The 18,151-nt window shown below is 72.9% G+C and carries 14 protein-coding genes, 1 tRNA gene and 2 pseudogenes; 3 read left to right on the top strand and 14 right to left on the bottom strand.

The genetic code is table 11. The annotated features are described in order from the left end of the window. Nucleotides 1-21 precede the first annotated feature (21 nt). The 6 genes from rsmA to rsmI all read right to left on the bottom strand — a co-directional run bounded on the left by rsmA (nt 22) and on the right by rsmI (nt 6,167). Nucleotides 22-900 (bottom strand): 16S rRNA (adenine(1518)-N(6)/adenine(1519)-N(6))-dimethyltransferase RsmA, encoded by an 879-nt coding sequence (rsmA, locus tag QI554_RS21810; protein WP_281471860.1) that lies wholly within the window; start codon nt 898-900, stop codon nt 22-24. A 6-nt stretch (nt 901-906) separates the two neighbouring features. Beyond that, nucleotides 907-2,049, bottom strand: a complete 1,143-nt coding sequence (locus tag QI554_RS21805) for a resuscitation-promoting factor (protein ID WP_281471859.1) — start codon at nt 2,047-2,049, stop codon at nt 907-909. Nucleotides 2,050-2,097: 48 nt separating this feature from the next. Further along, the gene (locus QI554_RS21800; RefSeq protein WP_281471858.1) at nt 2,098-2,994 is read right to left on the bottom strand and encodes a TatD family hydrolase; all 897 of its coding nucleotides are present in this window, start codon (nt 2,992-2,994) and stop codon (nt 2,098-2,100) included. A gap of 2 nt (nt 2,995-2,996) precedes the next feature. Beyond that, nucleotides 2,997-4,634: a methionine--tRNA ligase gene (gene metG / locus QI554_RS21795; RefSeq protein WP_281471857.1), complete on the bottom strand. Its 1,638-nt coding sequence runs from the start codon at nt 4,632-4,634 to the stop codon at nt 2,997-2,999. Nucleotides 4,635-4,712: 78 nt separating this feature from the next. Further along, entirely contained in the window at nt 4,713-5,033 is a 321-nt protein-coding gene (locus tag QI554_RS21790; protein WP_281471856.1) for a hypothetical protein, read from the bottom strand. 279 nt (nt 5,034-5,312) lie between these two features. Continuing rightward, on the bottom strand, nt 5,313-6,167 hold the full coding sequence (gene rsmI, locus QI554_RS21785; protein WP_281471855.1) for a 16S rRNA (cytidine(1402)-2'-O)-methyltransferase: 855 nt from the start codon (nt 6,165-6,167) through the stop codon (nt 5,313-5,315). Between the two features lie 61 nt (nt 6,168-6,228). Here rsmI and QI554_RS21780 point away from each other — a divergent pair, with 61 nt between their 5' ends. Together QI554_RS21780 and QI554_RS21775 are read left to right on the top strand one after the other, a co-directional pair. Further along, nucleotides 6,229-7,986, top strand: a complete 1,758-nt coding sequence (locus QI554_RS21780) for a dolichyl-phosphate-mannose--protein mannosyltransferase (RefSeq protein WP_425528022.1) — start codon at nt 6,229-6,231, stop codon at nt 7,984-7,986. A 20-nt stretch (nt 7,987-8,006) separates the two neighbouring features. Continuing rightward, nucleotides 8,007-8,606 carry a TetR/AcrR family transcriptional regulator gene (locus QI554_RS21775; RefSeq protein WP_281471853.1) on the top strand — a complete coding sequence of 200 codons (600 nt, stop codon included), beginning with the start codon at nt 8,007-8,009 and terminating at the stop codon, nt 8,604-8,606. A gap of 83 nt (nt 8,607-8,689) precedes the next feature. Here the strand turns inward: QI554_RS21775 and QI554_RS21770 are convergent, their stop codons facing one another. The 8 genes and pseudogenes from QI554_RS21770 to galU all read right to left on the bottom strand — a co-directional run bounded on the left by QI554_RS21770 (nt 8,690) and on the right by galU (nt 17,304). Next, nucleotides 8,690-9,568 carry an SGNH/GDSL hydrolase family protein gene (locus tag QI554_RS21770; RefSeq protein WP_281471852.1) on the bottom strand — a complete coding sequence of 293 codons (879 nt, stop codon included), beginning with the start codon at nt 9,566-9,568 and terminating at the stop codon, nt 8,690-8,692. Nucleotides 9,569-9,819: 251 nt separating this feature from the next. After that, a tRNA-Ala gene (locus tag QI554_RS21765) sits at nt 9,820-9,893 on the bottom strand. A 1,479-nt stretch (nt 9,894-11,372) separates the two neighbouring features. Next, a complete protein-coding gene (locus QI554_RS21760; RefSeq protein ID WP_281471880.1) occupies nt 11,373-12,968 on the bottom strand; it encodes a hypothetical protein in 1,596 nt (531 codons plus the stop codon). 227 nt (nt 12,969-13,195) lie between these two features. Then, nucleotides 13,196-13,828: a GNAT family N-acetyltransferase gene (locus QI554_RS21755; RefSeq protein WP_281471851.1), complete on the bottom strand. Its 633-nt coding sequence runs from the start codon at nt 13,826-13,828 to the stop codon at nt 13,196-13,198. 173 nt (nt 13,829-14,001) lie between these two features. Then, nucleotides 14,002-14,502, bottom strand: a pseudogene (locus tag QI554_RS21750) (MogA/MoaB family molybdenum cofactor biosynthesis protein); the annotation flags it as partial. Between the two features lie 113 nt (nt 14,503-14,615). Next, nucleotides 14,616-15,038, bottom strand: a pseudogene (gene moaC / locus QI554_RS21745) (cyclic pyranopterin monophosphate synthase MoaC); the annotation flags it as partial. A gap of 125 nt (nt 15,039-15,163) precedes the next feature. Beyond that, nucleotides 15,164-16,381, bottom strand: coding sequence for a molybdotransferase-like divisome protein Glp (gene glp / locus QI554_RS21740; protein WP_281471849.1), 1,218 nt, complete (start codon nt 16,379-16,381; stop codon nt 15,164-15,166). Next, complete coding sequence (gene galU, locus QI554_RS21735) at nt 16,381-17,304, bottom strand: UTP--glucose-1-phosphate uridylyltransferase GalU (protein ID WP_281471848.1); 924 nt, start codon at nt 17,302-17,304, stop codon at nt 16,381-16,383. Before galU ends, glp begins: the two co-directional genes overlap by 1 nt. Before the next feature lie 96 nt (nt 17,305-17,400). Here galU and QI554_RS21730 point away from each other — a divergent pair, with 96 nt between their 5' ends. Next, nucleotides 17,401-18,048 (top strand): 5-formyltetrahydrofolate cyclo-ligase, encoded by a 648-nt coding sequence (locus QI554_RS21730; RefSeq protein ID WP_281471847.1) that lies wholly within the window; start codon nt 17,401-17,403, stop codon nt 18,046-18,048. Nucleotides 18,049-18,151: the final 103 nt, after the last annotated feature.

The raw sequence follows: 18,151 nt of genomic DNA, 5'->3' as shown, positions 1-18,151 counted from the left end.
TTCCGGGTGCGACGTGCCGGCTCACGCGCGCGGGCCGTGCTCGGCGATCCGCGCGAAGGCCTCGACGCCGAGCGACTCGCCGCGCGCCTTGGGGTCGACGCCAGCGGCCACCAGCGCGTCCTCGGCGGCCTGCGGGGAGCCCGCCCAGCCCGCGAGCGCGGCGCGGAGCGTCTTGCGGCGCTGCGCGAACGCGGCGTCGACGACGGCGAAGACCGCCTGGCGGGTGGCGCTGGTCGCGGGCGGTTCGCGGCGCACGAGCGAGACCAGCCCCGAGTCGACGTTGGGGGCGGGCCAGAACACGTTGCGGCCGATCGCGCCGGCGCGCTTCACGTCGGCGTACCAGGAGGCCTTGACCGACGGCACGCCGTAGACCTTGCCGCCGGGCGTCGCGGCGAGCCGGTCGGCGACCTCGGACTGCACCATCACCAGCGTGCGTTCGATGCTCGGGAAGGTCTGCAGCATGTGCAGCAGTACCGGCACCGACACGTTGTAGGGCAGGTTCGCCACCAGCGCGGTGGGGGCGGGGCCCGGCAGTTCGGTGACCGTCATGGCGTCGGCGTGCACGAGCGCGAACCGGTCGGCGCGGCCCGGCATGCGGGCGGCGACGGTGGTCGGCAGGTGCGCGGCGAGCACTGGGTCGATCTCGACGGCGACGACGCGGTCGGCGGCCTCGAGCAGCGCGAGGGTCAGCGAGCCGAGGCCGGGGCCGATCTCGACGACGACGTCGTCCGGCTTGACCTCCGCGGTGCGGACGATGCGCCGCACGGTGTTGGCGTCGATGACGAAGTTCTGGCCGAGCTGCTTGGTGGGACGGACGCCGAGCGCCCCGGCCAGCTCGCGGATGTCCGCGGGACCGAGGAGACCGGGTTCCGCAGGACGATCGTTCGAGCGGTCAATCACGGGCACTCACGAATACAGCTTACGGCCGCACACAGGCCACGGACTCGCGCCCCGCTGCACGTACATGAGCTTGGCGCGGTACGTCTGCTCGGCGGCGGGCGCCTGGCTGGCCACCCCGGTGCCGCCCATCGAGCGCCACGTCCCGGCGTCGAACTGGTAGAGGCCGTGGTAGGTCCCGGTGGGGTCTATGGCCTTCGGGTTGCCGCCCGACTCGCACTGCGCCATCGCCGCCCAGTTGAGGTCGTCGGCGCCCGCGACGGACGTCGGCAGCGCCTTGGTGCCGACCTTGACCACCTGCGTGACCGGCGGCTTGACGACCTCCTCCGACACCTTGCGCGGGTCCTGCTTGACGCCGTCGATCGTCTCGTAGGCCCAGGTGACCTTCTTGACGCCGGTGACGCCCTTGGTAACGACGACCTCGCTGCCCTTGAACGCGGTCGGGTCGTCCTGCCGGACGGTCTCGAACGGGATCTTGTCGTCCTTGACCACCGTCGAGCCGGTCACGCGCAGCACAGACACGGTCATGCCCTCGGTGGGGTACGCGTCCGCGGAGGCGCTGAGCCGGTCCTGCGGCCCCATCGTGAGGCCGGCCTGCTTGAGCGCCTCGCCGACCGTCGCCACGTTGGTGCGCAGCGGGATCTGCTTGCCGTCGGCCATGAACGTGATGCCGCGCTCGGTGCGCACGTCCAGGTTGAGGCCCTCGCGGCCGATGGTCTGGCTGCGCGACGCCGACAGGAACGCTCCGTCGGTGCGCACACCGAGCTGGTCCATCGCCTCGGAGACCGACGTGGCGGTGACCCACACCTGCTGCGGCTTGCCGTCGAGGTTCAGGGTGAGGAGGCGGCCGTAGCGGACCGCGATGCGGTCGCCGTCGTCGAGCGTGGCGTTCCGGCCCGGCGCGACGATGTCGTGCTCGCCGACCTTGATCTGCTGGCGGTCGAGCACCTGGCGCACGTTCGACGCGAAGGTGTGCACGGTGCGCTCTTTGCCGTCGACGACCACGGTGACCGTCTTGTCGTAGCGGACGAACGCGGTGGTGCCGCCCACGAGGACGGCCACGACCAGCAGTTGCGGCACCAGGACGCGCGGCGAGAAGCCGCGTCGCGGCGCTCTTCCGCGCCTGCGACCGCGCTCGGCGGAACGACTCAAGGGGTGGCTCCCGTCACCTCAGTCCGTCGAGCAAGGGACTGTAACAGGTCACCGGTCGCCGAATACGCGCTCGGCGTTCGCCGCCAGCGCGTGGCACAGCACGTCTTCGTCGACGCCCTTCACGTCCGCCATCGCGCGCACCGTCACCGGGATCAGGTACGGCGCGTTCGGGCGGCCCCGGAACGGCACGGGCGTCAGGAACGGCGCGTCCGTCTCCACCAGCAGCAGGTCCAGCGGCGCGACCGCCAGCGCGTCCCGCAGCGGCTGCGCGCTGGGATAGGTCATGTTGCCGGCGAACGACATGACGTAGCCGCGCTCGGCGCACGTCTTCGCCATCTCCGCGTCACCCGAGAAGCAGTGGAAGACCACCGTTTCGGGCGCGCCCTCCTCCTGGAGGATGCGCAGCACGTCGTCGTGCGCGTCCCGGTCGTGGATCACCAGGGCCTTGCCGTGCCGCTTCGCGATCGCGATGTGCCGCCGGAACGACTCGTGCTGCACCTCGGCGCCCTCGGGGCCGGTGCGGAAGTAGTCCAGGCCGGTCTCGCCGACGCCGCGGACGTGCGGGAGCGCGGCGAGTTCGTCGACGACGGCGAGCGCGGCGTCCAGGGCGGCCATGCCGCCGGGCTCGCGGCGCTGCCCGGACCAGCCGTCCGGGTCGCCGAGCACGAGGCGGGGTGCCTCGTTCGGGTGAAGGGCGACGGTGGCGTGCACGCGCGGGTTGTCGAACGCCGCCTCGGCGGCCCACCGCGACGACGGCACGTCGATGCCGACCTGCACGAGCGTGGACACGCCGACCTCGGCCGCCGCGGACAGCGCCGAGGCGATGTCGCCCTCCTGCAGGTCGAGGTGCGTGTGGGCGTCCCACACGGGCACGCGCAGCGACGGCGGCGCCGGAGGCGGCGTCGTGTCCCGGGGCCCGCCGTCGCGGCGCGTGCGCTTGCCCATCCTCAGCTGTCCTTCTTCTCTTCCAGACGGGGGAAGAGGATCTCGCCCTTGGTGACGGTCGCACCGGCGGGCAGCTGCCCCCAGGTGCCCGCGTCCTGGACCCGCTGCGCGGGCAGCGCGCCGAGGTGCGCCTCGGCGCCCAGCGACGCCCACAGCTTCTCGGCGGTCGCCGGCATGACCGGGTTCAGCAGGACGGCGAGGCCGCGCAGCGACTCCGCCGCGGTGTACAGGATCGTCGCGAGGCGGGCCTGGCCCTCCTCGGACGTGTCCTTGGCGACCTTCCACGGCTCCTGCTCGGTGAGGTAGCCGTTGACCAGCTTCACGAAGCCGAAGACGTCGTCCAGCGCGCCCTGGAAGTCGAGCTGCTCGACCTTGCTGTCGGCGGACTTCACGGCGTTGGCGAGCGCGGCGTGCAGCGCCTCCTCCGCGGGACCGTCGGCGGTCGCGGCGGGCAGCGTGCCGTCGAAGTACTTGCCGACCATCGCGGCGACGCGCGACGCCAGGTTGCCGAAGTCGTTCGCCAGCTCGGACGTGTAGCGGGCGGTGAAGTCCTCCCACGAGAACGAGCCGTCCTGGCCGAACGGGATCGCGCGCATGAAGTAGTACCGGTACGCGTCGACACCGAAGTGGTCGGTCAGCTGATGGGGCGAGATGCCGGTCAGCTTCGACTTGCTCATCTTCTCGCCGCCGACCAGCAGCCAGCCGTGCGCGAACACCTTGCCGGGCAGCGGCAGGCCGGCCGCCATCAGCATGGCCGGCCAGATCACCGCGTGGAAGCGCAGGATGTCCTTGCCGACCAGGTGCACGTCGGCCGGGAAGGTCGCGTCGAACTTCGCCTGGTCGGCGCCGTAGCCGACCGCGGTGGCGTAGTTGAGCAGCGCGTCCACCCACACGTACAGCACGTGCGCGGGGTCCCACGGCAGCTTGATGCCCCAGTCGAACGTCGACCGCGAGATCGACAGGTCCTGCAGGCCCTGCTGGACGAACTTGAGGACCTCGTTGCGCGCCGAGGCGGGCTGGATGAAGTCGGGGTTGGCCGCGTAGAACTCCAGGAGCCGCTCGGTGTACGCGGACATCCGGAAGAAGTAGTTGTCCTCCGACAGCATCTCAACGGGGCGGCCGTGGATCGGGCAGAGCTTCTGGCCCTCGTACTCGCCGGTGCCGTCGATCAGGTCGCCCGGGAGCTTGAACTCCTCGCAGCCGACGCAGTACGGGCCCTCGTACGAGCCCTTGTAGATCTCGCCCTTGTCGTACAGGTCCTGCACGAACTCCTGGACGCGGTGCGTGTGCCGCTCCTGGGTCGTGCGGATGAAGTCGTCGTTGGCGATCTCCAGGTGCTCCCACAGCGGCTTCCACGCCGTCTCGACGAGCCGGTCCGCCCACTCCTTCGGGGTGACCCCGTTGGTCTGGGCGGTGCGCATGACCTTCTGGCCGTGCTCGTCGGTGCCGGTGAGGTACCACACCTTCTCGCCGCGCTGACGGTGCCAGCGGGTGAGCACGTCGCCTGCGACGGTCGTGTAGGCGTGGCCGAGGTGCGGGGCGTCGTTCACGTAGTAGATCGGGGTGGAGACGTAGTACGCCTTGCCCCCCGCGTGTCCGCCCGGGGTCGTGGAGAGATCAGTGGATCCAGAGGCCGCCATGCCGGAAATCCTACGGCCCGCGCGGAGTGGGCCGCCCCCGAGTATCGAGGGGCGGCCCACGGGAGAGGGTGTGCCGGGTCAGTGGCGGCTCAGGCGGAGGTGCCAGTGGCGACCGGTGGACGAGGGCGGCGCGGCGCCGGTGGACGGGGACGGAGGCGGGGGCGGGGTCACGGAGGCGACACGCCCGGCGGGCAGGATGCGCAGGCGGACGCCGTCGCAGTGTTCGCAGCTGGGACGGCTGAACGGGGAAGGCACCCGGTCACCGTCCGCGTAGTAGTGGCAGACCCGCTCTCCGTGCAGGCCGGTGACGTGGTGGATCTCGTAGGCGCGCTCCCAGCCGTGGCCACAACTGAGACACACGAACGAGTACGCCTCGTGCACGATGGTCGAGGTGTTCATGGCGACCTCCTCGCGCGGGCCGTTCCGTCCACCGATGGTTCGGTGGCTTCCCATGGGCCCCGGCTTCCATGGAATGCCCGTTGGATCGCCTGCCGTATCGGCGGTTACACCCCCTTGGCCACCTCTAATACGTCAGATGACGAAATTGGGCCTGGCATGGGCCGAACACTCCCATTGTGCTACCCCTTCGTTGCCGACGCTTGACGCGATCACCGTTGCTCGGTGGCCGACCCGGTTGGCGCGTTCGGTGTCTTCCACACCCGGCGCGGTCGGGCCCGCTCAGCGCTTCTTGGCGGCGACCACGGCGTCGAAGACGTCCCGCTTCGGGAGCCCGAGCTCGGCCGCGACCTCGGCGATCGCCTCCTTGCGGTGCTGGCCCGCGGCCTCGCGCCGGGCGACCAGGGCGGCCAGCTCCTCCGGGCCGACGTCGGCCGGGTCGGCGGGCGGCGCCCCGGCCACGACGACGGTGATCTCGCCCAGGACGCCGTCCTCGGCCCACGCGGCGAGCTCGGCGAGCGGTCCGCGCCGGACCTCCTCGTACGTCTTGGTCAGCTCGCGGCACACCGCGGCGCGCCGGTCGGCGCCGAACGCCTCGGCCATCGCCGCCAGCGACACGCCGAGCCGGCGCGGCGATTCGAAGAACACCATCGTGCGCGGCTCGGCGGCGACCTCGGCGAGGCGCGCCGCGCGCTCTCCGGGCTTGCGGGGCAGGAAGCCCTCGAAGCAGAAGCGGTCGACCGGGAGGCCGGACAGCGCGAGCGCGGTCAGCACCGCGGACGGGCCGGGCACCGCGGTGACCCGTACGCCCTCGGCCACGGCGGCCTCGACGAGCCGGTAGCCGGGGTCGGACACCGAGGGCATGCCGGCGTCCGTGACCAGCAGCACCCGCTGCCCGTCGACCAGCGCGCGGACCAGCTCGGCGGTGCGGGACGCCTCGTTCCCCTCGAAGTACGACACCACCCGCCCGGACACCTCGACACCGAGCGCGGCGGTCAGCCGACGCAGCCGCCGGGTGTCCTCGGCCGCCACGACGTCGGCCGCGGCGAGCTCGGCGGACAGCCGCGGCGGGGCGTCGGCGACGTCGCCGATCGGGGTTCCGGCGAGGACGAGGACTCCGTCTTGTTCGTGTTCCACCCGCCTAGTCTCCCCTGTGTCTCACCCGTGATGAGCCCCGCACGGGCGCGCGGTCAATACGATGACCGTCGTGACGAGCGACGTGGCGACCGACAACCCCGCCCGCAGGCGCGACCCCGACCGCGGTCGCGGGTCCGCCCCCGCAGCGGCCGACGGCGGCGCGTGGTCGCGCACCCTCGCGCGGTTCTCGTTCCGGCCGAGGCCGCGGCTCTCGCTGCGCGAGCGCCTCGTGCCCGGGTTCACCGACTCGACGCCCTACACGGGCGGCGGCTGGCTGCCCTGCATCCTCATCACGCTGATGGCGGGCTTCCTGCGCTTCTGGAAGCTCGGCGAGCCCAACGCGGTGATCTTCGACGAGACGTACTACGCCAAGGACGGCTGGTCGCTCTTCAAGTACGGCTACGAGGGCACGTGGTCGGACTTCGGTGCGGACAAGGCCAACGACCACTTCGTCAACGGGGTCTACCAGCCGTACCTGAGCGACCAGGGGTCGTACATCGTCCACCCGCCGGTTGGAAAGTGGATCATCGGCTTCGGCGAGTGGCTGTTCGGCATCAACTCGTTCGGGTGGCGCGTGATGGTGGCGCTGCTCGGCACGCTGTCGGTGCTGATGATGTGCCGGATCGCGCGCCGGCTGTTCCGCTCGACGCTGCTGGGCTGCGTCGCCGGCCTGCTGCTGTCGCTCGACGGCCTGCACTTCGTGATGAGCCGCACCGCGCTGCTCGACCTGGTGCTGATGTTCTGGGTGCTGGCGGCGTTCGGCTCGCTGCTGATCGACCGCGACGACACCAGAGCGGTCGTCGCCCGGCGCATGCGCGACGGCATCGACCCGCACCGCGCGCTCACCATGGGCTTCGGCTTCCGACCGTGGCGCGTGGTCGCGGGCATCTGCCTCGGGCTGGCGTGCGGCACCAAGTGGAGCGGCGTGCCCGTCGTGTTCGCGTTCCTCGCCCTCACGCTGCTGTGGGACGCGGGCACCCGGCGGGCGCTGGGCGCGGCCGGCTGGCGCGTCTACGCCGCCGTCGCGCGCCGCGACCTGCCGTGGGCGCTGCTGGCGATGGTCGTCGTCGCGCTGGCCGTCTACATCTGGTCGTGGTCCGGCTGGCTGATGACCGACGGCGGGTTCGACCGGCACTGGGCCGAGCACCGCAAGGGCCTCTCCCCCGACCACGTCTCGTTCGCGGGCCTGCGCATCGGCGGGCTCCCGCAGTTCGACATGACGTGGATGCCGGACGCGCTGCGCAGCCTGTGGCACTACCACGCCGAAATGTGGACGTTCCACAACGGACTGGACTCGCCGCACGTCTACCAGTCGAACCCGTGGAGCTGGATGGTCCTCGGCCGCCCGGTCTCGTACTACTTCGAGAACAAGAGCAACGGGCAGGCCGGCTGCCACGTCGACCGCTGCGCGCAGGAAGTGCTCGGCATCGGCACACCGCTGCTGTGGTGGGCGGGCTGCTTCGCGGCGCTGTACCTGCTGTTCCGCTGGGCGGGGCGGCGCGACTGGCGGGCGGGCGCGATCCTGTGCGGGCTCGCGGCCGGGCTGCTGCCGTGGATGTTCAAGCAGGACCGCACGATCTTCCTGTTCTACGCGGTCGTGTTCGTGCCGTTCATCGCCCTGGCGGTCACAATGGCGATCGGCGCGATCCTCGGACCGCCGGGGTCGAGCGACCGCAGGCGCGCGTGGGGCGCGGCGGGCGCGGTCGCGCTGATCGCACTCATCGCGTGGAACTTCCTGTACTTCTATCCCATCTACACCGGCACGACGATCCCGCTCGAGGACTGGCAGGACCGCATGTGGTGGACCACATGGATCTGACGGCCGGTAGCGTGTGATCCATGGCGCCCACCAGGACCGACGCGGGACAGACCCGTGAGATCGACATCCGTCGCCGTGCCATCGAGGCGACGCGGGCGTTGGCCGCGGAAGGCGGCTACGACAGCGTCCAGATGCGCGACGTCGTCCGCCTGTCAGGGCTGTCCTCGGCGACCATCTACCGGCACTTCTCGTCCAAGGACCACCTGCTCGCGGCCACCCACCTGGACTGGATCCAGAGCCTGGAGCGCAGCGAGGCGGCCACCCCGAACGGGGAGGACGCCGCCGCGCGGGTCGGCGCCATCCTGGCGAACACCTGCCGGGCGATGGGCCGCAACCCGCGGCTCGCGGGCGCGCTGATCCACGCGCTGGGGTCGTCCGACCCGGGCGTGCGCGACTGCCACCGGCAGACCAACCGGATCATGCACGACATGTTCCGCGCGGCGGTCGCCGACGAGGTCGCGGACGTCGACGAGTTCATCCGGCTGATCGGCGTCGCGTGGGAAGGCGCGCTGTTCAGCTGGGCGTTCGGGCGCATGACGATGGACGACGTCGAACACGTCGTCACCCGCAGCGCGCGCCTGCTGATCTCCGGCGCGGCGGCGGAACAGGGCCGCGGCTGACGGCGGGCGCGCACGAATCCGCCACTACGTGCGCGCACTGTCGGACGGCTGTGCGTTCGCTGGAACGCCTGTTGGTGGTACGGCTACAGGGGCAGCAGGTCCGGACGCTTGGGCTCCAGCCCGTCGCCGGAGGACTGGCCGCGCAGCCGGCGACCGATCCAGGGCACCAGGTGCTCACGCGCCCACTGCACATGCTCCCTGCGCGCGTCCGCGGCGCTCAACTGCTCTTCCTCCGGCGGCCACGCCGCCTCGGGGTCCTCGGCGGTCGGCACCCCGAGCGAACGCGCGGCGTGCTGTGCGACCCGCTCGTGCCCGCACGCCGACAGGTGCAGCCGGTCCTCGCTCCACGCCCGGCGGTCCTGCACGGCGTGCATCGCCCACAGGTCCACCACCGTGCAGTCGTAGCGCGCGGCGATCACCCGCAGGTGCTCGTTGTACGTCGCGACCTTGCCGCGCAGCAGCTTCAGCAGGCCCAGCTCGCGCGTGTCGAAGCCGGTGAACACCATCACGCGCGCCCCCGCGGCGCGCAGATCGGCGACGGCCTGCTCGTACTCGGCGGCCAGCTTGTCCGGGTCGCCGCCCGGACGCAGCACGTCGTTCCCGCCCGCGCAGAAGCTGACCAGGTCCGGGCGGGCGGCCAGGGCGAGCGGCAGCTGCTCGTCGAGGATCTGGTGGAGGAGCTTGCCGCGCACCGCCAGGTTCGCGTACCGGAGCCCGGGCCGGGCCTCGGCCAACCGCACGGCGAACCGGTCCGCCCAGCCGATCAGGCTGCCGTCCGGGCCGGGGTCGCCGACGCCTTCGGTGAAGCTGTCGCCGATCGCGACATAGGAGTGGACCGCGTCGAGTCCGGGCACGTCCGGGAACGTGGCGCCGGGCACGGTGGACGCGGACGCGGGGGCGTCGGGTGCGGCGGAAATACTCGAAAGGGACAGGGACGCGTCGAGGTTCGCATCGTCGGCCATGTCACGCGATGTTGGCACGCCGTGACCGGGCTACGCGACCGTAGTGATCGCCGCGTCACGGCGCGTCGCGATCGCCCCCCCACCTTCGACGGCGAACCCGCAGGTACATCCATGATCACGAATGCTCAGCGCCCAACTCGCCGACGCCATACGGCTGCACGAACCCACAGAACCCTAGCCGCGTGCGGCGCCGACGAGTTGCCGACGGAACGACGAAGGCCCGGTCCTGAGGACCGGGCCTTCGTGTTGGGTGGAGCTGAGGGGATTTGAACCCCTGGCCCCCTCGATGCGAACGAGGTGCGCTACCGGACTGCGCCACAGCCCCAACGAGAAAGAAGATTACCACCTTCTGAGGACCACTCGCGCACAGGTATTCCGCCGGCCCGGGGGCGGGCCACGAGAGCCCCCGCGCCAGACAGGGCGCGGAACAACGAACACCGTTGAGAACGATGAACGTTGGCGGCGCATCGAACCCGCCCCGGACGACCCGCGGAACGACCGAGACCACCGGCGAAACGCCGCCCGGCCCAGACCCCACCACGAGCACGGACAACGGCCGCGACCGCACAACCACTCCCCACGAGGACGGGGCCGCAGGAACGGGCCCTGAAGCCGCCCTCGCCCCGTCGACGACCACGCGACGGCACGTCCCACAGAGCCGACGAGCCGGAAGGCAGTCCGCTGGCGTCACGGCCGCTCCCGCGCCAGCCGACCCAGCTCACCCGCGCCACCGCACCGAGCCACGCACCACGAGGGCCGACCAGCCCCCGAGAGACGATCCTGCAGCCTCGCGTCCGCCCGCACACACCACGACCGGTCCGCGCCACGCCGGAGCCGCCAGAGCGGGGGTGGCGTCCGCGCGGCGCCGCTGTGCGCAGCCCTCGGTGGCCGCGTCCGTCCGCCTGCGGCTGCGCGCCTGACCGGAGGCGGTGGCCGTAGCCGGGCTACCGCGGGCCGTGACACGCGCCCGTCGCACAGCGTGCCCCCGCCGGGCTCCGTGGCGGACGCGGCCGGCAACCCGCTGACGCGCGATTGTCGCCTCACCCGCCCAAGCGCCTGGACGGCCTGCCGGGCCCGCGACGCCGTTGCGCAACGAGCGAGCTCTAGCGCCTTCTGCCGGCTGCCGCTCACGGTCTCCTCGCGAGCCCTCGTCGGACCTGGCGCTGGGCGCGGCGGCTCGCACGTCGACGCGTCGCCAGTGGCTCTCGGACGTCGGCTGCCGCCGCTCGGCGCCTCGTCTCACCACCGCGGCACCGCGGCGCGGCCTGTCGGTGCTGCCTGGCTGAGAGCGGTGACCTGCAGCTCGTCGGGATGGCCGCAGCACGGGTGCTGTCAGGCACCGGCGCCGCCGGCAGGGACGTCTCGGCCGTCCAGCCCCGGGCGGCCTTTGCCGTCGGCCACGGACATCGCCTCGTCGGGGAGCGCACGCTGGGCTCGTCGGGTCGCTGCGGGGCTGTTCGTTGGCTGCGCGGGCCGTCCTGCCCTGATGTCAGCGGAGCGCCGCGTCGTCCGCGTCGGCGCTTCGCTGGCGGACCCTGGTGCATCGCGGTCCACGCGGCCACACCCTCATTGGGGGCGTGAGCGCCTGGGCGGTCTGGCTGTGATGCGCGTGCGCGGCCCGCTTCGCTGGCGCCTTCTGTCGGCCGCCGCTCGGCGCCTCGCCTCGCCGCCGCGACGCCGTTCGTCGTCCTCCGTTGGCGTCGCGGCTCTGCGTCTCGTGGCGGGCCTTGACGTTGGGCAGGGGGCGTGGCTCGTTGAGAGGCTGCCGCCGGTCGGGCTCGGGGCTCGTTGGGTCGAGGGCGGGTTATTCGTTGCCCGCCCGGGGCCATTCCTGTTCGTAGACCGGTGGGGGGCCCAGGGTGCGGCGGGGGTCTTCGGCGTATTGGTCGAAGAGGGGGGTCGGAGGGGCCGGCTGGGGGTGGTCGGCTTGGGGTGCCGGGGGGTCCTCGTGGGTCAGGGGGGCCGGGTCGCCGCGGGGGACGACGGGGGCCGTGACGTAGGTCGGGAGCGGGACGGGGACGGGGTCCCAGGCGTCGCGGTCGTGGGTGGCGTCCTGGTCGGACTGGAGGGCGGCGATCCAGTCGGCGTGGTCGCGTTCCTCGGCCTCGCGGCGGGTGGCGCGGGCGCGCGGGTCGGGGGCCGGCGGGCGGTCGCCGGCGGTGCGGGTGGGGCCGGGCTGGTCGGTGCCCGCGCGGCGGCCGGTGGGTTCGGCGGACGGCGTGCGTCGGGGCTCGGGCTCGGCGGGCTTGCGGGCGGGCCGGGGCGGCGCCGGGCGGAGCCGGTTGCGCAGGGTGGCCTCGTAGCGGCGCCGTTCCTGGACGCGCAGGTAGCCGATGTAGCCGGTGAGCGCGAGGCCGGGCAGGGCCGGGACCCACAGCCGGGCGAGCCCGGTGAGGCCGGTGACGACCGCTCCGGCGGTGAAGAGCAGGAACAGGCCGACCACGACGCGGCGGCGGCGTGCGAGGAGCTTGGCGCGGCCGTCGGGGCGCTTGAGCGCGGCCGGCGGCTTGGCGGACTGCGGTCGGCCCAGGCCGAAGCGGCGCCGCGCGGGGGCGCCCGGGGCGCTGGGCGCCGGGATCCTTCCCGACGCGGAGGGCTTCGGTACGGCGGTCTTGCCGGTGGAGCCGACCCTGCCGGAGCCGGTGGGCACGGCGGCCTTGCCCGTCGAGCCGCCGGGCACGCCTGTCTTGCCCGGCGAGCCGCTGGGCACGGCGGTCTTGCCGGTGGAGCCCGCGGAGCCGGTGGGCCTGGTGGTCTTGCCGGTCGCTCCGGTCCTCGCGGACGCGGCCGGGCCGCCGGCGACCTGCTGCTTGCCCGTGTCACGGCCAGGCTGCCGGCCCGCGTCGCGGCCGGGCTGCGCCGAGGACGTGCGGCGTGCGCCCTGCTGTTCGCCCTTGCCGGTGCCCGGCTTCGGGCGGGGTGATCCGCCCCGGGAACGCTCGAAGGCCCCGTCGCCCGTGGCGGCGCGGCCCGTGTCGTCCACGGACGCGTGCACTTGGCGGGCGCGCGGGGCCTGCGCGGCTGAGGTGTCCTTGCGGCGCCGCGCCGCGGTGTCGGTCTGGTCGGGGGCTCCGGGGCCGCCGCCGCCCGTGTCGGGGCGGCCGGGGTCGGACACGACGGGGTCGCCGCGGCCCGCGTCGGCCCGTTTGGCCTGGGGCTCGTCGGAGGTCCGGGCGGGGAGCGCGAAGGACGATGCGGCGAGCCCGTCGTCGCCGTCGGCGATCATGCGGGCGTAGCGGCGCTCGAGGGCGCCGCGACGGGACAGGATCCGGATCGCGGTGGTGAACCGCTCGGTGTGACGGCTCTCGTTGAGCTCGTCCTGCCGGCGGAGCCACATGGGCACCAGATAGGCAGCCCAGGCACCCACGATCGCTGCGTAGATCAGGCCGCTGCTGCTCACAGCCACCACGCTAAGCCGGATGGCCGCCGCATCGGTGGAATGGCGACGGTGTGTCGCACGATCTTCTTTGATGCGTGTGTGACTACTGGGACAGAAGGGTTTCCTGTGGTCATACGAATACTCCGTTGCGACCGCACCTCGTCACCCGTTCTCCGCAACGACCGCGGATACCGGCTGGTCGGAAGCGTCCCCAGGATCCCCCCACCCACACACACGGGGCGCACGCGTCACCCGCCCGCGAGCCCCCTGGACTCCCGATAGGCGCGCCAGCGCGTCAGCAGGCCCTCCGGCACCTCCTCGGCGTTGAGCGCGTACACGAGGTGGTCGCGCCAGTCGCCGTCGATGTGCAGGTACCGCGGCCTCATGCCCTCTTCGCGGAAGCCGAGCTTCGCCACCACGCGCCGGCTCGGCGCGTTCTCCGGGCGGATGCAGACCTCCAGCCGGTGCAGCCCTATCCGGAAGAAGCAGTGGTCCGAGGCCAGCGCCACCGCGGTCGGCATCACACCGCGTCCCGCGACCGCCTCGTCGACCCAGTAACCGATGTGGGCGGAACTCATCGAGCCCCACGTGATGCCCGCGACCGTCACCTGTCCGACCAGTTTCCCGTCGTACAGGACGGCGAACGGCAACATGCGTCCCGCCGCGGCCTCGGCGCGCAGGTAGCGGGCCATTTGGCGGAACGTCGGCCGACGCGCGGCGGGCGAGCCGGGCGGGACCGTGGCCTCCCAGCGGCGCAACCAGTCGCGGTTGCGCGTGTGGACTTCCTGCCACACCTCGGCGTCGCGGGCCCGGATGGGCCGAAGGGCGACACGCCCTTCGGCCAGTTCCACCGGCCAGCCGCGGATCAGGGGTTGCCCCACGGCGGTGAGGACGAGTAGCCGCCCCCGCCGTAGCCTCCCCCACCGAATCCGCCGCCGCCCTGCTGGGGGTAGCCGGGCTGTCCGCCGCCGTAACCGCCCTGCTGGCCGCCGTAGCCGCCACCGGCCGCGGGCGGCTGCTGGCCGCCGTACCCGCCCGCCGGGCCGCCGCCGAAGCCGCCGCGCGCGTGGTCGCTGCCGGCGATCTGCTGCACGGCGTGCACGAGGAACTTCGAGAGCACCTCCATGCCGTCGCGCGCGCCGCCCTGCGATCCGGGCAGGTTGATGATCAGGCTGCGGTAGACCCACTGCGCGTCCTGCACGACCGCGACACCGGCGATGCCCCGCGAGAGGACCGCGGTGGGCACCTTCTCGAAGCTCTGCGCACGGATGATCTCGGCGATGCCGGGCACCTCGAACGTGATGACGCGGCGGGTCATCTCCGGCGTCTGGTCCATCGGCGTCACGCCGGTGCCGCCGGTGGTGATGATGACCTCGTAGTGCTGCGCGACCGCGTCGCGCAGCGCCTGGGCGACCGGTTCACCGTCCGGTACGACCTGCGGCCCGCGGACCTGGAAGCCCAGCCGGGTCAGCTCCTGGCTGATGATGGGGCCGCTCTCGTCCCCATAGGTGCCTGCCGCAGCCCGTGTCGACGCGGTGATCACCATGGCTCGCATCAGTGTTGCCCTCCGTCCCCTCGCACCGGCGCGGTACGGCTCTCCCCGGCCGCAGCCCCGGTCTCGTCCCCGTGGTCCGGCGTCGCGTTCCCGGCACCGGTCGCGCGCTTGCCGCGCACCCAGTCGCCGGACACGCCGCCGGTCTTCTCCTCGACCCGCACGTCGGTGATCACGGCGCCCTTGTCGACGGCCTTGACCATGTCGACCACGGTCAGCGCGGCGACCGAGACCGCGGTGAGGGCCTCCATCTCCACGCCGGTGCGGTCGGCCGTGCGGACGCTGGCGGTGATGACGACCGCGTCGTCCTCGACCACCAGGTCCACCGTGACGCCGTGGATGGCGATCGGGTGGCACAGCGGCACCAGGTCGGGCGTGCGCTTGGCCGCCATGATTCCCGCGATACGCGCGGTCCCCAGGGCGTCGCCCTTCGGCATGCCCTCGCCGCGCAGGAGTTCCACGACGCGCGGGGACACCAGGACGCGGCCGCTGGCGCGCCCGGTGCGCACCGACACCTCTTTGGCCGTGACGTCGACCATCCGGGCGGCGCCCGTCTCGTCGATGTGCGTGAGAGCCTCGCCGCGCACCGTTCTCCCTCTCCTGCCCTTGGTCCGTGTCCCCGTGTGAGTCGTCGTGTGACCCCGTCGGGGCAACGTTAGAGCAGTCAGAGCAGCATGACGTCGACGCCCGAGCCGCGACGCACCTCGGTGACGTCCTCGGGGACGACGATGAGCGCGTTGGCCAGCGCCAGCGAGCCGATCAGGTGCGAGCCCTGGCCGCCGACCGGTTCGACGGTCGCGGAGTGCGCGGGGCTCTCCGCGGGCGTGTACTTGGCGCGGATGAACTGCCGCTTGCCGTCCGGCGACCCGAAGGCGCTCTCGCAGCGGGCGCGCACCACCTGACGCTCGATGCGGGCGGCGCCCTGCATGCGCAGCAGGGCGGGGCGGACGAACACCTCGAAGGAGACGAAGGCGCTGACGGGGTTGCCGGGCAGCGTGAAGATCGGCGTGTCGTCCGGCCCGATGGTGCCGAAGCCCTGCGGCATGCCGGGCTGCATCGCGACCTTGTCGAACGCCACGGTGCCCAGCTCGGAGAGGACCTCCTTGACGACGTCGTAGGCGCCCGCGCTGACGCCGCCGGTGGTGACCACCACGTCGGCGCGGATCAGCTGGTCCTCGATCGTGTCGATGAGCGCCTTGGGGTCGTCGGCGACGTTGCCGACGCGGTACGCGATGGCGCCGGCCTCGCGTGCCGCGGCGGTGAGCATGTAGCTGTTCGAGTCGCGGATCTGACCGGCGGTCAGCGGGCGTCCGGGCTGCACGAGTTCGCTGCCGGTGGACAGGATGACCACGCGCGGCTTGGGACGCACCCGCACCCGGTCGCGGCCGATCGCCGCGAGCAGGCCCACCTGGGGCGCGCCCAGCTCGGTACCGCCGGCGAGCACGGTCTGGCCCGCGGAGACGTCGTCGCCGCGGCGGCGGATGTACTGGCCCTCGGACGGCGACTTGGTGATGCGCACCGTGGGCATCCCCTGGTCGGTCCACTCCACGGGGACGATCGCCTCTGTGCCTGCGGGCACGGGCGCGCCCGTCATGATGCGCGCGCAGGTGCCGGGTTCGAGGGTCACGTCGGGCGCGGTGCCCGCGGGGATGTCGGCGATGACGTCGAGGACGACGGGGTAGCGCTCGCCCGCGTCGGCGACGTCGGCGAGGCGTACCGCGTAGCCGTCCATCGAGGAGTTGTCGAAAGGCGGCAGGTCGCCCGTGGCGGCGACCTCGTCGACCAGCAGGCTGCCGTGCGCGTCCAGGAGCTGCAGCTCGAGCGGTGACAGCGGGGAGACCCGTTCGAGGATTCCGTTCAGGTGCTCCTCGACGCTTTTCATTACCGCAGCTCCTCGTTGACGTACGTTTTCAGCCAGGTCCGGAATTCCGGGCCCAGGTCCTCGCGCTCGCAGGCAAGTCTGACGATAGCCCTCAGGTAGTCGCCGCGGTCGCCCGTGTCGTAGCGGCGTCCGCTGAACAGTACGCCGTGCACAGGGCCGCCCGCGTCGCCGTCGCGCATCGCCAGTTCCCGCAGGGCGTCGGTCAGTTGGATCTCGCCGCCGCGCCCGGGCGGGGTCGACTCCAGGACGCCGAAGACGGCGGGGTCGAGGATGTAGCGGCCGATGACGGCGAACGTGCTGGGGGCGGCGCCGGCGTCAGGCTTCTCGACGAGGTCGGTGATGCGGACGACGTCGGCGTGCTCGGTGGGCTTGACGGCCGCGCAGCCGTACAGGTGGATCTGCGAGGGGTCGACCTCGATGAGCGCGACGACGCTGCCGCCGAGTTCCTCGCGGACCTCCAGCATGCGGGTCAGCAGCGGGTCGCGCGGGTCGATGAGGTCGTCGCCGAGGAGGACGGCGAACGGCTCGTCGCCGACGTGCGGCTGCGCGCACAGGACGGCGTGCCCGAGCCCGCGCGGGTCGCCCTGCCGCACGTAGTGGATGGTGGCGAGTTCGCTGGACTCGCGGACGCGGCGCAGCCGCTCGGTGTCGCCCTTGGCGGACAGCGCCTCTTCGAGCTCGTAGGCGCGGTCGAAGTGGTCCTCCAGGGGCCGCTTGTTGCGGCCGGTGACCATCAGGACGTCGTGGAGTCCGGCCGCGACGGCCTCTTCGACGACGTACTGGATGGCCGGCTTGTCGACGACCGGGAGCATCTCCTTGGGAGTCGCCTTGGTCGCGGGCAGGAAGCGGGTGCCGAGGCCGGCCGCGGGAACGACGGCCTTGCAGATGCCCTTGGCGGTCTCGGGCGTGGGCGCCGGATTCATGATTGAAGACTCTAATCGCGGCCCATGAGCATCGCGTGAGAAAGCCCGTCGTTTGTCTGAAAGCCATCTGAACGGCTCGCTCTAGAGTTGTGGAGCATGGGTGAACAGAACGGTTCGGGTGGGACGTCGGACGCGGTCGGAGAAGCCGCCGCGCCCGGTGCGGAGGCGGGCGGCGCGGCCGACGCCAAGCGCGCGCTGAGGGCTCGGCTGCTCGCCGCACGCCGCGCCACGGACGCGGCCGAACGGGCGTACGCCGCGCGGGCCCTGGGCGTGTCGCTGGCCGGCCTGCCGGAACTCGCGGCGGCGCGCACCGTGGCCGCCTACGTGCCGGTCGGCTCCGAGCCGGGTCCGCGGGACCTCGCGGAGGTGCTGGCGGGCCCGGGGCGGCGGGTGCTGCTGCCGGTGCTGATGCCGGACAACGACCTCGACTGGGCGCTGTACGAGGGGCCCGGGTCGCTCGCGGACGCCGGGCGTGGGCTGCGCGAGCCGACCGGTCGTCGGCTGGGCCCGGAGGCGGTCGCCGAGGCGGACGTGGTGGTGCTGCCGGGGCTGGCGGTCGACGGGCACGGGATGCGGCTGGGGCGCGGCGGCGGTTCGTACGACCGGGCGCTGGTGCGGATCGCCCCGGAGGCGTTCACCGTGGTGCTGCTGTACGACGGCGAACTGGTGGACGCGGTCCCCGCCGAGGCGCACGACCGGCCGGTGCGGGCAGCGCTCACGCCAGGGCGGACGGTGCGGTACTGACGGCGCTGTCTGGGGCGCGGCGCATAACGACGCGGGGGGGGGCGCCGGGGGGGGGGGGCCCGCCGGGGGGGGGGGGGGGGGGGGGGGGGTGGGGCGCGCGGAC

This window comes from Yinghuangia seranimata, assembly GCF_029953285.1.
In the GTDB taxonomy this organism is placed as follows: Bacteria; Actinomycetota; Actinomycetes; order Streptomycetales; family Streptomycetaceae; genus Yinghuangia; species Yinghuangia seranimata.
This window is presented reverse-complemented; position numbering and strand designations above follow the sequence as displayed.